The 13,671-nt window shown below is 65.3% G+C and carries 10 protein-coding genes; 5 read left to right on the top strand and 5 right to left on the bottom strand.

What is annotated here, in order from left to right:
- Positions 1–60: 60 nt before the first annotated feature.
- From G542_RS0102775 to G542_RS0102765, 3 genes are read right to left on the bottom strand one after another with little or no spacing between them, the layout of a single operon-like run.
- Entirely contained in the window at positions 61–771 is a 711-nt protein-coding gene (locus tag G542_RS0102775; protein WP_027823321.1) for an ABC transporter ATP-binding protein, read from the bottom strand.
- Positions 764–1,978: an ABC transporter permease gene (locus G542_RS0102770; protein WP_012697522.1), complete on the bottom strand. Its 1,215-nt coding sequence runs from the start codon at positions 1,976–1,978 to the stop codon at positions 764–766. Before G542_RS0102770 ends, G542_RS0102775 begins: the two co-directional genes overlap by 8 nt.
- A complete protein-coding gene (locus tag G542_RS0102765; protein ID WP_081666716.1) occupies positions 1,975–3,060 on the bottom strand; it encodes an efflux RND transporter periplasmic adaptor subunit in 1,086 nt (361 codons plus the stop codon). Before G542_RS0102765 ends, G542_RS0102770 begins: the two co-directional genes overlap by 4 nt.
- Before the next feature lie 282 nt (positions 3,061–3,342).
- Here G542_RS0102765 and G542_RS0102760 point away from each other — a divergent pair, with 282 nt between their 5' ends.
- Genes G542_RS0102760 through G542_RS0102740 form a run of 5 tightly spaced genes read left to right on the top strand, consistent with a single transcriptional unit; the run spans position 3,343 to position 10,998 of the window.
- On the top strand, positions 3,343–4,509 hold the full coding sequence (locus G542_RS0102760) for an isovaleryl-CoA dehydrogenase (protein WP_012697525.1): 1,167 nt from the start codon (positions 3,343–3,345) through the stop codon (positions 4,507–4,509).
- Between the two features lie 51 nt (positions 4,510–4,560).
- Positions 4,561–6,159, top strand: a complete 1,599-nt coding sequence (locus G542_RS0102755) for a carboxyl transferase domain-containing protein (RefSeq protein ID WP_027823319.1) — start codon at positions 4,561–4,563, stop codon at positions 6,157–6,159.
- 13 nt (positions 6,160–6,172) lie between these two features.
- Positions 6,173–8,122, top strand: a complete 1,950-nt coding sequence (locus tag G542_RS0102750; RefSeq protein WP_027823318.1) for an acetyl/propionyl/methylcrotonyl-CoA carboxylase subunit alpha — start codon at positions 6,173–6,175, stop codon at positions 8,120–8,122.
- 3 nt (positions 8,123–8,125) lie between these two features.
- On the top strand, positions 8,126–9,046 hold the full coding sequence (locus tag G542_RS0102745; RefSeq protein WP_027823317.1) for a hydroxymethylglutaryl-CoA lyase: 921 nt from the start codon (positions 8,126–8,128) through the stop codon (positions 9,044–9,046).
- Positions 9,046–10,998, top strand: a complete 1,953-nt coding sequence (locus G542_RS0102740) for an acetoacetate--CoA ligase (RefSeq protein WP_027823316.1) — start codon at positions 9,046–9,048, stop codon at positions 10,996–10,998. Before G542_RS0102745 ends, G542_RS0102740 begins: the two co-directional genes overlap by 1 nt.
- Positions 10,999–11,179: 181 nt before the next feature.
- Here the strand turns inward: G542_RS0102740 and G542_RS0102735 are convergent, their stop codons facing one another.
- Positions 11,180–12,997, bottom strand: a complete 1,818-nt coding sequence (locus tag G542_RS0102735; RefSeq protein ID WP_034984895.1) for an extracellular solute-binding protein — start codon at positions 12,995–12,997, stop codon at positions 11,180–11,182.
- Positions 12,994–13,545 carry a peptide deformylase gene (locus G542_RS0102730; RefSeq protein ID WP_012697531.1) on the bottom strand — a complete coding sequence of 184 codons (552 nt, stop codon included), beginning with the start codon at positions 13,543–13,545 and terminating at the stop codon, positions 12,994–12,996. The genes G542_RS0102735 and G542_RS0102730 overlap by 4 nt, the downstream gene beginning before the upstream one ends.
- Positions 13,546–13,671: the final 126 nt, after the last annotated feature.

Raw genomic sequence — 13,671 nt, 5'->3', positions numbered from 1 at the left:
GCAACCACCCTGCTTCGGACAACACCCGGCCTTGTGCCGGGTGTTTTTGTCCTGACAGTGTCAGTTCCGGCCGGAGCCGGCCAGTGCCGTATCGCGCACCACCCGGCCGTCTTCCAGCTCGATCCGGCGCACGCAGGTATCGGCCAGCCGCGGATCATGGGTCACGATCAGGAACGTCACCCCGTCGCTGCGGTTGATCTCGTGCAGCAGTCCGAACACGTCGGCGGCACTGCGGGTATCCAGATTGCCGGTCGGTTCGTCGGCCAGTACCAGCCGTGGTCGCGCCATCAGCGCCCGCACGATGGCCACCCGCTGCTGCTGACCGCCGGAGAGCTGCACCGGCTGCTTGTGGGCGTGATCTGCCAGCCCGACCCGTTCCAGCAACTGTCTCGCCCGTTCCCGCTCGGCAGGCTCAATCCGGCCGCGACCGGCAAACACCGGCATCAGCACGTTTTCCAGGGCGCTGAACGCCGGCAACAGGTGGTGGAACTGGAAAATGAAACCGAGATAGCGGTTGCGCAGCCGGGTCAGCCGGTCGTCATCCAGTCCGGCTGCCACCTCGCCGGCCAGCATGATGTCGCCGGAGGTGGGGGATTCCAGCAGGCCGATGATGTTGAGCAGCGTGGATTTGCCCGAACCGGAAGGCCCGGTCAGGGCGGAAAACTCACCCTCGGTCAGTGCCAGGTCAATGCCGTGCAGCACTTCGACCCTCGGCGCCTTGCCGCCGCCGTAGGATTTGCGGACATCTGACAGACGCAGGACATCAGCCACGGATGGCCTCCACCGGATCCAGCGCCGCAGCCCGTCGGGCCGGCAGCCAGGCTGACAGCACGCCGACCACGGTGGCAATCAGCGCCGTGACAATGAACAGCGATGGCGTGATCACCACCGGAAACAGCGCCGAACCGTCGCTGTTGCGCGCCAGCTGCGAAAATCCGAGCGACAGCACGGCGCCCAGCGAGGTACCCAGCAATGATCCGACCAGCCCGTATAGGCCGCCCTGCACCAGAAATATGGCCCGGATGCGGCTGGCAGGTGTCCCCATGGCACGCAGGATGCCGATTTCCGGGCGCTTTTGCACCACCGACACCACCTGTACGCTGGCGATGCCCAGCGCTACGGCCAGCGTGACAAAAATCTTGATCATCCACGTTGAAGCCGTCTGGCTGCGCAATGCGGTGACCAGCTGGGAATTGCTGGCCTGCCAGCTGTCGGCATCCAGCCCGGTACGGGCAGCAGCCAGGGCGGCCAGCCGGTCGGCCTCAAAAAGATCGTCGGTCTGCAGGTAGATCTCGGTGACGTCAAGCCGGTAGCCCAGCAACGACTGGGCCGCCCTGAGCGGCATCAGCACCCAGCGGCGCGACAGGTCCTTGATGCCGAAATCGAGGATGCCGGACACGGTATAGCTTTCTGCCACGCCGGTAGCCGCCACCAGCCGGATGCGTCCGCCCGGACGGATGCCCAGCTCGCGGGCCAGTTCGTTGCCGATCAGTACCGTGCCTTGTGGCAGCTGCACCTTGCCGGCCTGGAGCTTGGCCTCAAGGGGCACGATGCGCTGGTAGTCCTCCAGCTCGACCCCGATCAGCGACACGGACTTGCGCACGCCGCCCTTGGTGGCAAAGCCCGGCCCGCTGGCAATGGCGGCACTGGTGCGGATACCGGCAATGCCAGTGGCAACCTGCCGGCGGCGCTCCCAGTCATCGATGGTGTTTTCGCGCTGGGTGCGGGTTTCGATTTCGGTCATCAGCTCCCGGGCCGGCAGGTCGATCAGGCGCCGGTTGCGGTCCTCGCGCGGCTTCAGGACGATGTGAGCCTGGGTGGACAGGGTTTTTTCGATGATGTTGGCTTGCAAGCCGTTCACCACTGCCGTGATGTAAACCACGACGGCTACGCCGATGGTGACGCCGGCCAGAATCAGCAGGCTCTGGAAACGGCCTTCGCGCATCAGTCGCCATGCCACGGTCCAGACAAATTTCATGGTGCCGGCCCGTCCATCCGCACCCGCTGCCCGGCAGTCAGCGGCATCAGCGCAGAACTGACCACCAGGTCACCGGCCTTCAGGCCCTTGAGCACCTCCACCCGGCTTTCGGCAGCCGGGCTGACGATCACGGCAACGGGCCTGACCCGGCCGTTCTCGACACGCCAGACGTATTCCCGCCCCTGCGCTTCCCAGATGGCTGCTGCCGGCAGTGTCAGTGCCGACGGCTTTTGTGCTACCACGATTTCGGCCGACACGGTCATGTTGTGGGTCAGCCCAGCCGGCAAGGGTGCGCCGGCCACCCGTACCTGGACGGTTCCGCGGTCACGGTCCACCTGCGGTGCAATCCGGACGATGCGCATCCGGAACTGCCGGTCCGGAAAGGCGTCCAGCGCCACCACCACCGGCTGCCCGACGGCCAGCCGCGCCAGATAGCGCTCGTCCACGTCCAGCCGCACCTCGCCCCGGCCCTGGCGGGCAAAAGTCAGCACCGGCTTGCCGGCCGTGACGAGATCCCCGGCTTCGACCTGCCGGGACACCAGGCGCCCGTCAGCCGGTGCCCGCACGGTGAACTCGTCCAGATGCGCCCCGGCCTGTGTCACGGCGGCATGAGCCGTGTCGGCCAGCGCCGCAGCCAGCCGGACTTTCTTGTCTTCGGCATCCAGGGCGGCCTGGCTGATGAAGCCCTGGGCAAACAGTTGCTGCTGACGCCGGAACTGGCGCCGTGCTTCGGCAAGGGTGGCGTCGGCCTGGCGAGCATTGCCGCGGGCCTGTTCCACTGCCGCAGCGGCCTCGGCGGACTCGAGCCGGATCAGGACATCGCCTGCGCGCACGCTCTGCCCTTCTTCCACCGGCAGGCTGGCCACCCGCGCCGTCAGTGTGGCGCCCAGCACGCTTTCTTCGGTATTGGACACGTAGCCGGTTGCCACCACCGTATGCGTAAGCGGATGCTCGGCCAACCGGACCACCCCTGTGCGCGGTCCGGCCCACGGTTGCCAGGTCCATAGCGCCAGCATGGCGGCCAGCAGCAACCCGAGGGCAATCCAGCCCTTTCGTCCCGGACGAATGCGCGCCAGCAACATGGTTTCTCCGCTCGGTCAGTGTCTTCCTGATTCTGTCAGCCCGCAGCAGGCTTAGCGAGCATTTTCCGGCAGCCATGGGCGTACCTAGTTGCCAGCCTGCCATAGCGGACATTTTCTGTCTGGCTGTCACCGGTTGGTCATGGCATGAACGACCGGACCGTGCTGCGGTGTTGCCCTCATGCATGGCCTACCCTCCAAACAAGTTGACGTTCACGTAAACGTTATTCAACATGCAGTCCAGCAGTCGCCAACAGAGCGGCTTTTCCAACGAGGAGACACTGCATGAACTCTCTGCCAGACCTGCTGGGTGAAGACCTTGCTGCCCTGCGCAACGCAGTCCGGGCATTTGCCGAAGCCGAAATTGCCCCGCGTGCTGCCGACATTGACCGCACCAACCAGTTTCCGGCCGACCTGTGGCCCAAGTTCGGCGACATGGGCCTGCTTGGCATCACCGTCGCCGAGGCGGATGGCGGCAGCGGCATGGGCTATCTGGCCCATATTGTCGCCATGGAAGAGATCAGCCGGGCCTCGGCTTCGGTGGCACTCTCCTACGGCGCCCATTCCAACCTGTGCGTCAACCAGATCCGCCGCCACGGCACCGCTGCCCAGAAAGCCCGCTACCTGCCCGGCCTGATCGCCGGCACCCGTATCGGTGCACTGGCCATGTCCGAACCCAATGCCGGCAGCGACGTGGTCAGCATGAAGCTGCGCGCCGAAGCGGCAGGCGACCGTTTCATTCTCAACGGCAGCAAGATGTGGATCACCAATGGCGGCGACGCCGACGTGCTGGTGGTCTACGCCAAAACCGATCCGGCAGCCGGGCCGCGCGGCATCACCGCGTTCATCGTCGAAAAAGGCATGCCCGGTTTCAGCCATGGCCCCAAGCTCGACAAGCTCGGCATGCGCGGTTCCAACACTTATCCGCTGTTCTTCGACAACGTCGACATCCCGGCAGAAAACGTGCTGGGCAGTGTCGGCGGTGGCGTCAACGTGCTGATGGGCGGGCTGGATTACGAACGCGCGGTACTGGCCGCCGGCCCGCTCGGCATCATGCAGGCCTGCCTTGACGTGGCCGAACCGTACCTGGCCGAGCGCCAGCAGTTCGGCCAGCCGATCGGCGACTTCCAGCTCATGCAGGGCAAGCTCGCCGACATGTACGTCACCCTGTCTGCCAGCCGTGCCTACGTCTACGCCGTCGGCCGCGCGCTGGATGCCGGTTACCAGGGCCGCAGCGTGCGCAAGGACGCCGCCGGCGCCATCCTCTACGCCGCCGAAAACGCTACCCGCCTAGCACTGGATGCCATCCAGTGCCTCGGTGGCAACGGCTACATCAACGACTATCCGGCCGGTCGCCTGCTGCGTGATGCCAAGCTCTACGAGATCGGAGCCGGCACCAGCGAAATCCGCCGCTGGCTGATCGGCCGCGAACTGATGGCCGAATACCGGTAATCCACCCCGGCGCGCTGGCCTGGCCGGTGCGCCCGCTACGGAATCCTGCGCATGCCGATCCTCGAATCGAAACTTTCTCCGCGCGCGGCGGATTTTCTTGCCAATACCGACCGCATGCAGATGCTGGTGGCCGACCTGCGTGACCGGGTCGCCACGGCAGCCCAGGGAGGTGGTGACGCCGCCCGCAACAAGCACATTGCCCGTGGCAAGCTGCTGCCGCGCGAACGCATCGACCTGCTGATCGATCCGGGCACCGCTTTTCTGGAGTTTTCCCAGCTCGCCGGCTTTGGCCAGTACGGCAATGAAGCGCCGGGGGCCGGCGTCGTGACCGGCATCGGTCTGGTCTCGGGCACCGAATGCGTCATCGTCGCCAACGATGCCACCGTCAAGGGCGGCACCTATTACCCGATGACGGTCAAAAAGCACCTGCGCGCGCAGGACATCGCCCGCGACAATGCCCTGCCCTGCATTTACCTCGTCGATTCCGGCGGCGCCTTCCTGCCGATGCAGGACGAGGTATTTCCCGACCGCGACCACTTCGGGCGCATTTTCTTCAACCAGGCCACCCTGTCGGCCATGGGCATCCCGCAGATTGCCGTGGTAATGGGCAGTTGTACCGCCGGAGGCGCCTATGTGCCGGCCATGGCCGACGAGTCCATCATCGTGCGCCAGCAGGGCACCATTTTTCTGGGGGGGCCACCGCTGGTCAAAGCCGCCACTGGCGAGGAGGTCAGCGCCGAAGAACTCGGCGGGGCCGACGTGCACACACGCATTTCCGGGGTAGCCGACCACTACGCGCTCAACGATGCCCACGCCATTGCGCTGGCACGCCAGAGCGTGGCCCGGCTCAACCGCCAGCGCCCGGCCGGCCCGCTCCGCCAGCCATCTTGCCCGCCCCGCCATGCCGCCGAGGAACTGTACGGCGTGATTCCGGCCGATCCGAAAAAACCGTTCGACGTGCGCGAAATCATCCTGCGTCTGGTGGACGACAGCGCCTTTGACGAATTCAAGGCCAACTACGGCACCACACTGGTCACCGGTTTCGCCCATCTGGATGGCTGGCCGGTCGGCATCATCGCCAACAACGGCATCCTGTTTTCCGAATCGGCCCTCAAGGGCGCGCATTTCGTCGAACTATGCTGCCAGCGCAAGATTCCGCTGGTGTTCCTGCAAAACATCACCGGCTTCATGGTCGGCAAGAAATACGAAAACGGCGGCATTGCCAAGGATGGCGCCAAGCTCGTCACCGCCGTGTCCTGCGCCCAGGTACCCAAGTTCACCGTCCTGATCGGCGGCAGTTTCGGCGCCGGCAACTACGGCATGTGCGGCCGCGCCTTCAACCCGCGCTTTTTGTGGATGTGGCCCAACAGCCGTATTTCGGTCATGGGAGGCGAACAGGCCGCCAGCGTGCTGGCCACCGTCAAGCGCGACCAGCTGGGAGATGACTGGAGCGCGGAAGACGAAGCCGCCTTCAAGGCACCGGTCCGCGAACAGTACGAGCGGCAAGGCCACCCCTATTACGCTACCAGCCGCCTGTGGGACGACGGTGTGATCGATCCCGCGCAAACCCGTGACGTCCTGGCGCTGGCCCTGTCGGCCAGCCTGAATGCCCCCATCCCGGATACCCGTTTCGGCGTGTTCCGCATGTAAGAAAGGGTCCGCCATGTTCCAGAAGATCCTGATCGCCAACCGTGGCGAAATCGCCTGCCGGGTCATCCGCACCTGCCGCCGGCTCGGTATCCGCACCGTTGCCGTCTATTCCGATGCCGATGCCGGTTCCCTGTTTGTCCGCGAGGCCGACGAAGCCTGGCGGCTCGGCCCGGCACCGGCCCGCGAAAGCTATCTGAATACCGAACGCCTCCTGACCATCGCCCGCGATAGCGGGGCCGAAGCGATCCATCCCGGTTACGGCTTCCTGTCGGAAAACGCGGATTTTGCCCGCGCCTGCCAGCGCGCCGGACTGGTCTTTATCGGCCCACTCCCCGAAGCGATTGCCGCCATGGGCAGCAAATCCGCAGCCAAACAGTTGATGAGCACCGCCAGTGTGCCGCTGGTGCCCGGCTACCACGGCAGCGAACAGGCACCGGATTTTCTGGCGCAGGAAGCCCGCCGCATCGGCTTTCCGGTCCTGATCAAGGCTACGCTGGGCGGGGGCGGCAAGGGCATGCGGATTGTCGAGCGCGCAGAGGATTTCCCTGCAGCGCTGGCCTCCTGCCAGCGGGAGGCACTGGCGGCATTCGGTTCGGACGAGGTCTTGCTCGAACGTTACCTGACCCGGCCCCGCCATATCGAAATGCAGGTGTTTGCCGACCGGCACGGGCAGTGCGTGCATCTTCATGAACGCGACTGCTCGGTACAGCGCCGCCACCAGAAAGTACTGGAAGAAGCGCCGGCACCGGGGCTTGACCCGGCCCGGCGTGCTGCCATGGGCGAAGCGGCCTGCGCCGCAGCGCGCGCGGTCGGCTACGAAGGGGCCGGCACGGTGGAATTCATCGTCGATACCACTACGGGTGAATTCTTCTTCATGGAGATGAACACCCGCCTGCAGGTCGAACACCCGGTCACGGAAATGATTACCGGGCTGGATCTGGTGGAATGGCAGTTGCGCGTGGCCGCCGGCGAAGCCCTGCCACTGGCACAGGCCGACATTCCGCTTCATGGTCATGCCATCGAGGCGCGCCTGTACGCCGAAGACCCGGACAAGGGCTTTCTGCCCGCCACCGGCCGGCTGGACATCCTGCGCTGGCCGGCCACCGGCAGCGCCGTCCGCATCGACAGCGGTGTGGCCGAAGGAGATGCGGTTTCTCCGTTTTACGATCCGATGCTGGCCAAGCTGATCGTGCATGGCCACACGCGCGACGAAGCGCTGGCCCGGCTGCGTCAGGCCCTGGCGGACATCCGCCTCGCTGGCATCACCACCAATATCGCCTTCCTGTCCCGCCTGATTGCACTGCCCGCCTTTGCCGGGGCCGACCTCGATACCGGACTGATCGCCCGCGAGGAAGTCCGGCTGTTTCCGCCGGCCACGCCACCCGCAGCCGAGGTGCTGGCACTGGCGCTGCTGGCCGGCATGACGCCGGGCACCTCGCCGTGGCATACCCGCCCGCTGTGGCGCCTCAACGGCCAGGCCCGGCTGGCCGGGCGGTTTGCCTGGCATGGGCAGGAACTGCCGGTCAGCCTGACCCCCGCTGCTGGTGGCTGGCTGCTGCCGGACGGCCGGCGACTGACGGTTACCTCGCAGCAGGCCGACGGCTGGCAGCTGATACTGGACGAACAACAGCTGGCGGCCAGTGTTTTTGCCCTGGGCCCGCGCCGTATTGTCTATCTCCATGGTCAGCGCCACGAACTGGAATGGCTGGATCCGCTGGCCGTATCGGCCATGCAGGAACAGGCCGGTTCGCACCTCAGGGCGCCCATGCCGGGCCGGGTGGTGGCGTGGCTTGCCAATGCAGGTGCCACGGTCGACAAGGGTACGCCGCTGCTGGTGCTGGAAGCCATGAAGATGGAGCACACCCTGACGGCCCCGCGCTCCGGACGGGTGGTGGAATACTATTTCCAGCCCGGAGAACAGGTGCAGGAAGGAGCTGACCTGCTGGATTTCGCCACGGAGTAAGCCATGTCAAAGCGCCACGTAACCCTGGTGGAAGTCGGCCCGCGCGACGGGCTGCAAAACGAATCCCGCTCCTTGCCGGTCGGGCTGCGCGTAGAGCTGGTCGAACGGCTGATCGCAGCCGGACTCAGCGTCATTGAGGCCGGCAGTTTCGTCTCGCCCAAATGGGTGCCGCAAATGGCCGGCACGGCCGAGGTACTGGCCGGCATTGCTCCGGCCCCGGGCCTGCGCCTGCCGGTGCTGGTCCCGAACCGGCAAGGCCTGCAAGCGGCCATGGATGCCGGTGTCCGCGAGATTGCCGTGTTCACGGCGGCCAGTGAAACCTTTGCCTTCAAGAACCTCAATTGCAGCATCGGCGACAGTCTGGTCCGCTTTGCGCCCGTGATCGACGAAGCCCGACTGGCCGGGCTGCGGGTGCGCGGCTATGTGTCCTGCGTGCTGGGCTGCCCCTACGAGGGCAGCGTGGCACCGGAACGGGTCGTGGATGTCTCGGCATCCCTGCTGAAACTGGGCTGCGACGAAATTTCGCTTGGTGACACCATCGGTGCCGGCACGCCGGACACCACCCGCAGGCTGATCCGCGAGCTGGCACGGGAAGTACCGGTCGAACGGCTGGCCGGGCATTTCCACGACACCTGGGGCATGGCGGCAGCCAACGTTTACGCAGCCTGGCTGGAAGGCATGCGGACATTCGACTGCTCGGTAGGCGGACTCGGCGGCTGCCCGTATGCGCCGGGAGCCACCGGCAACGTGGCGACCGAGGATCTGGTCCACCTGTTTGACGGCATGGGCATCACCACGGGTGTCAGTCTGGCCGCCGTGGTGGAAACCGCGCACTGGATCAGCCGCCAGCTTGGCCGCCAGCCAGCCAGCCGCGCCGCCCGGGCCTGGCTGGCCCGTCACCCGCTGCCTGTGGAGGCCCGCTGATGGAGACCCCGCTGTGGCAGCCGACGGCTGAACGGATCGCCGGCACGGCCCTGGAACACTTCCGCCTCGCAGCCAGCCGGGTTGCCGGGCATGCATTGCCCGACTACCAGGCCCTGTGGCAGTGGAGCATCGACCATCCGGCCGCGTTCTGGTCCATTGTCTGGGATGACGGCCAGGTGGCCGGCGACAAGGGCGCGGTCAGCCTCATGCAGCCGGACGCCATGCCGGGCGCGCGCTGGTTCCCGCAAGCCAGCCTGAATTTTGCCGAAAACCTGCTGCGCAACCGCGATGACAGTCCGGCGATCATCTTCAGCGGCGAAGGCAAGACCGAGCACACGCTCAGCCACCGCCAGCTGTACGACGAAGTCAGCCGGGCCGCCCAGGCGCTGGCGGCCGAAGGCGTGCAGGAGGGCGACCGGGTGGCGGCCATGCTGCCCAACCTGCCGGAAACCGTGATCGCCATGCTGGCAACCGCCAGCCTCGGGGCCGTCTGGTCGTCGTGTTCGCCGGATTTCGGTGTGGAAGGTGCGCTGGACCGGCAGGGGCAACTCACCCCCAGGGTCTGGCTGGTGAGTGATGGTTATCTCTACAACGGCCGGCGCATTGACCTGGCCGGCAAGGCCGCCGCCATTGCCGCCGGACTGACGGAAACCACGCGGATTGTCGTGGTGCCCTACAGCGGCGGCGGCTCCCTGCCTGACGCGCGCGCGATCGGCTGGCACGACTGGCTGGCACCGTTTGCACCGGGCGACATCGACTTTGTGCGCGGCCCGTTCGACCGTCCGCTGTACGTGCTGTTTTCCAGCGGCACCACCGGCAAGCCCAAGGGCATCGTGCACGGCCAGGGTGGCACCCTGTTGCAGCACCTGAAAGAACACCGGCTGCACAGTGACGTGCGCCCCGGTGACCGGTTGTTCTATTTCACCACCTGCGGCTGGATGATGTGGAACTGGCTGGTATCGGGCCTGGCTGCCGGCGCCACTTTGCTCCTGTATGACGGCAGTCCGTTTGCCGAGCGCGGGCGGACGCTGTGGGATTTCTTTTCCCGGGCACGCGGCACCCATTTCGGCACCTCGGCCAAATACCTTGATGCTGCCGCCAAGCTTGGCCTGAAGCCGGGCGAGCGCCATATCCTCACCGCCCTGCGGGTACTGATGTCCACCGGATCACCCCTGGCTCCGGAAGGCTTCGATTATGTCTATCAGGCCATCAAGCCCGATCTCCAGCTTGCCTCGATTTCCGGCGGCACCGACATCGTGTCGTGCTTTGCGCTGGGCTGTCCGGTACGCCCGGTCTGGCGTGGCGAACTGCAGTGCCGCGGCCTTGGCATGGCGGTGGACGTTTTCGATGCCGAAGGCCGGTCGCTGGAGCATGGCAAGGGCGAGCTGGTCTGTACCCGTCCCTTTCCGTCCATACCGACCGGTTTCTGGAATGATCCGGACGGCAGCCGCTACCATGCAGCCTACTTTGCCCGTTTTCCCGGCGTGTGGAACCATGGCGACTGGGCCGAACGCACGCCTCACGACGGTCTGGTCATTCACGGCCGATCGGATGCCACCCTGAATCCCGGAGGGGTCCGCATCGGCACGGCGGAGATCTACCGCCAGGTCGAGCAGATACCCGAAATCCTGGAAAGCCTGGCAGTCGGCCAGCGCTGGCAAGGGGACGAGCGGGTGGTGCTGTTCGTGCGCCTGCGCGAAGGTGCCGTACTGGATGAACGGCTGACGGAGCTGATCCGCCAGCGCATCCGCGAAGGCGCCAGCCCGCGGCATGTACCAGCAAAGATCATCGTCGTACCGGACCTGCCGCGCACGCTGTCGGGCAAGCTGGTGGAACTGGCGGTCAAGCGCACCATTCACGACGAGCCGGTCGACAATCTCGGCGCACTGGCCAACCCGGAATCGCTGGCACTGTTCCGCCATCATCCGGCCCTGACCGGGCGGGATGCCTGAAACAGGAAATGCCGGCCCGGCCAAGCCGGCGTTTCAAGGCGCATGGACATGCGGCACGACACGGGACAGGAAGCTTGCCATGCGCTTTCCGGTACGGGCCTGCCTGGCTGATGGTCAGGCTGTCTGCCGGCCCTCTTCTCCAGCAGGTCCCGGCCCTGGATCTGGCACAACAAAATCCGGTTCAGCCAGTCTTCGAAGGTCTGGCCCACCAGGTCTTGATCACCCAATCCTGCGGCTGGTAATAGCGGGGCAGGTGCGCCGGATGACCGAAACGGTTCCAGTAGGCCACCCGGTGCATGGCCAGGTGCCAGTTGGGTACGAGCAGGTATTCAGCCCGCAGGATGCGGTCGAGTGCCCGGCTGGCCGTCACCAGTTGTTCGCGGCTCTGGAATTTCAGGAAATTCGGCAGCAAGGCGTCGACAGCCGGATTGGCCAGCCCGACCACATTGTTTGATCCGGACTGCCCGGCGGCCCGCGAACCGAAGTACTCGAGCATTTCGTTGCCGGGCGACAGGGACATCGGATACACCGCCACGGTCATGTCGTAGTCAAACCCGTCCATGCGCTGCTGGTACACCGCCGGGTCAACCGTGCGGGTCTTGAGCGTGATGCCGAGCCGCGCCAGATTGCGCGCGTAGGGCGCCACGATGCGTTCGTAGGTCTTGGCGTAGGTGAGGAACTCGACCGACAGCGGCTGACCGTCCGGCCCCACGCGGACACTGCCGCGCATGGGATAACCGGCAGCATCCAGCAAGGCGGCCGCCCGCTTGAGGTTGCGGCGCAGTTCATCGGCACTGGCATTGGCCGGCGGTTCGACCACCGGGCCGAATACGGCTTCCGGCAAGGCGCGGCGCCACGGAGCCAGCAAGGCCAGTTCGTCAGCCCCCGGAGAGCCGCTAGCCGCCAGCTCGCTGTTGGAAAAATAACTGGGACTGCGCCGGTACTGGTCATAGAACTGCTTGTGGTTGGCCCACGGAAAGTCAAAGGCCAGCACGAATGCCTCACGCACGCGCCGGTCCTGGAAAGGCGCCCGCCGCAGGTTCATGGCAAACCCTTGCATCCCGGCCGGGTTTTCATGCCCGAACTCGGCCTTGACGATACGGCCGCTGTCAAACTTCTCGCCCTTGTAGCCACGCGCCCACAGTTTGGCAACGTTTTCTGCCACGACGTCGAATTCACCCGCCTTGAAGGCTTCCAGCCGCACGGCATCGTCCCGCAGGTAGCGAAAGCGGATACGGTCAAAGTTGTACTGCCCGCGCCGCACCGGCAGGTCTTTGGCCCAGTAGTCATCACGCCGCTGGTACTGGCTTTGCTTGCCCAGATCGAACCCCGCCAGACGGTATGGTCCGCTGCCGACCGGCGGTTCCAGCACCTTGCTGCCCAGTGCAGCCCCTGCCAGCCATTTGTGCGAGAAAACCGGCAGTTCAGCGATGATCATGTGCAGTTCGGCGTTTTTTTCCTTGAAATCAAAGCGTACGGTCCGCTCATCCACCGCAACGGCCTGGCGGATGCCATCCCAGTAAAACCGGAAGCGCGGGTGGGCGGCCTTGTCCTGGGTCAACGTAACAAAACTGCTGACGACATCCCTGGCCAAGACCGGATCTCCATTGGAAAAACGGGCTTTCGGATTGAGGTGGAACGTGACCGATAATCCGTCGGGTGCCAGACGGATGTCGTCGGCCAGCAAGCCATACATGCTGAACGGTTCATCCAGTGATTTTTCTGCCAGCGTATCAAACAGCAGCTCGGTCACGCCGGCTTCCTTGTCCCCCTTGAGAGTGAAAGGATTGAGCGTGTCAAACCCCCCAAGGGCCGGCAGGCGCAGCTCGCCGCCCTTGGGAGCTTCGGGGTTGACATAGTCAAACTGCCTGAAGCCTGCGGCGTACCTGGGGGCATATCCCAGCGCCACGGCGGGAGCCGCCCATGCCGGTCCCGCCGTCAGCCCGCCCGCCAAAGCCAGCAGCAACCCGGCTCGGGCATATCTGCGGATACGGGTCATCCTGCCACCGGGAGGGCTTCAACCTCGGCAATGGCAGGGAACAAGGTATCGGTAAAGCCAAAGCGGCTCATGTCTTTCATGCGCATCGGATACAGGAACCCCCACAAGTGATCGCATTCATGCTGGACCACCCGGGCATGAAATCCTTCGACCGTCCTGTCGATCGGCTGCCCATACAGGTCAAAGCCCTGATAGCGCACGGAGGCATAGCGCGGTACGGCACCACGCAGGCCGGGCAAGGACAGGCAGCCTTCCCAGCCATCCTCCATGGACGCGCCCAGCGGAGTGACGATGGGATTGATGAGCACGGTCGGCGGCACGATCCCGGCATCCGGATAACGGGGATTGGGCTCTCCGGTACCAAACACCACCACTTGCAGGTTTTCCCCGATCTGGGGAGCAGCCAGGCCGGCACCGCTGTGCACCTTCATGGTTTCCCACAGGTCTTCGACCAGCCGGGTCAGCTGTGGCGTGCCAAATGCCGTCACGGGCTCAGCCGACAGCAACAAACGAGGATCACCCATTTTGATCACGGTACGAATCGACATCTGCCTCTCCTAGTCATCGCAGGACTGACCGAATGATTCCATGCTACGCCACCCGCCCCTGGCTCAACAATCAGGGATGGATGGTGATTTTCCAGCATCCGTCGAACTGTCTGACAACATGACCAT

Source organism: Laribacter hongkongensis DSM 14985 (genome assembly GCF_000423285.1).
Classification (GTDB): Bacteria; Pseudomonadota; Gammaproteobacteria; order Burkholderiales; family Aquaspirillaceae; genus Laribacter; species Laribacter hongkongensis.
This window is presented reverse-complemented; position numbering and strand designations above follow the sequence as displayed.